Raw genomic sequence first — 1,534 nt, forward strand, 5'->3', positions numbered from 1 at the left:
GGCCGGGTGGCTCGAGGCGCTCCGCGAGGCGGGCGCCGCGGGCAGGGAGGTCCGGCTCGCCGACAGGCCGTAGAGGCCCTTCGGCTGGCCGTTCAGGCCCGGTGGCCGGCCGTTCAGACCCGGCGGCTGAGCCCCGGCACGTCGATGATCACGCCGTCGGCGTCGACCGTCGCGCTGGTCGACGCGGTGGCGGTGATGCCGTGGACCTGCTCGTCGTCGCTGGAGAGGGTGACCGTGTCCTCGGTGACGTCGAGCGTCATGGAATCCACCGACAACACCCGCACGTCCTCGGAACCCGGCTGTGCGTGCAGACCCAGGCGACGGATCATGACGCTGGCGAAGAAGACGCTGTAGGTGATGTCCACGTCCACCACGCCGTCGCCGCCCACGCGGGAGCGGGTGCCGGAGGAGTCCTCGAGCAGCCAGGCCCCCTCGTCGTCGCAGACCAGGTCGATCGTGCGCTCGTACTCCTCCGTGGTGAGGGTCAGCCACACCCGGCGCAGGGTCGTGTCGGCGCCGAGTTGAGCCTCGTACTCCACGGTGAAGGCGGGGTTGTCCGCGCCGGCGGCGGCGACGATCCGACCGCGGGCGCGGGTGGAATCACCCTTGGGGACGACCCTGACCTGCTCGATCAGTCTGCCGTTCTCGGATATCCACGTGTACATACGGGTGACCGAGGCGCGGTGCGCTTCGGCCTGCGGCGAGGACGTCTCAGAAGCGTTCACAGCCTCCACGGTAGGAAAATCTCCACCAAAACGCACATCTGAGTCCCGTTAACCTCCTGCCCACCACCCGTCACACAGGCGGATCCGGCCCCCGGACGGCCCCAAGGGGACCGGACGGCCCTGAGGAGGAACTGAGGGCCCGGGACGGCTGCGGGCGCCGCCAGCCCGCTGGACGGGCTCAACGCCGCCGCAGGTCGACCCGCGCGCGGCGCCACGGGTACAGGGTGACGTTGCGGGACCGCGGCCACTCGCGACCGCTGCCCACCGGCTCCAGGCGGTACCGCTCCAGCACCTGGCGCAGGATGACCTGGCCCTCCATCATCGCGAACGAGGCCCCGATGCAGCGGCGCGCGCCGCCGCCGAAGGGCAGCCACTCGGTCGGCGTGGGCACCTCGCCGAGGAACCTCCCCGGGTCGAAGTCACGGGGTCCCGCGTAGGTGGCCGCGGAGCGGTGGGCCAGGACGATCGACGGCGAGATCGTCACTCCCCGCGGGTAGGTCCGCCCGCCGACGGTGGCCGGCTCCTGCAGCTCCCGCATCACCATCGGCACCACCGGATGCAACCGAAGGACCTCCTTGAGCACGGCGTCGAGGTACTCCGACCCGCCCTCGGCGATCTCGGCCACACACCGGTCCTGGACGTCCGGGTGGCGGGCCAGTTCCAGCATCGACCACGCCATCGCCGTGGCCGTGGTCTCGTGCCCGGCCGCCACGAGGGTCATGAGCTGGTCGCGCAGCTCCTGGTCCGACAGCCCCTGCGCGTCGGCCGCCGAGGCGCGGACGAGCAGTGCCAGGAGGTCCCGCCGCTCG

Annotated in this window: 2 protein-coding genes; both read right to left on the minus strand. The window is 71.9% G+C overall.

Annotation, left to right across the window (positions count from 1 at the left end):
• Positions 1-113: 113 nt before the first annotated feature.
• The gene (locus tag G6023_RS11430; protein ID WP_253695782.1) at positions 114-725 is read right to left on the minus strand and encodes a putative glycolipid-binding domain-containing protein; all 612 of its coding nucleotides are present in this window, start codon (positions 723-725) and stop codon (positions 114-116) included.
• 178 nt (positions 726-903) lie between these two features.
• Positions 904-1,534: cytochrome P450 (locus G6023_RS11435; protein WP_182635576.1), on the minus strand; the 631-nt coding region annotated here is incomplete at its 5' end.

The sequence above is a fragment of the Dietzia sp. DQ11-71 genome, from assembly GCF_014144995.1.
Lineage (GTDB): Bacteria > Actinomycetota > Actinomycetes > Mycobacteriales > Mycobacteriaceae > Dietzia > Dietzia kunjamensis.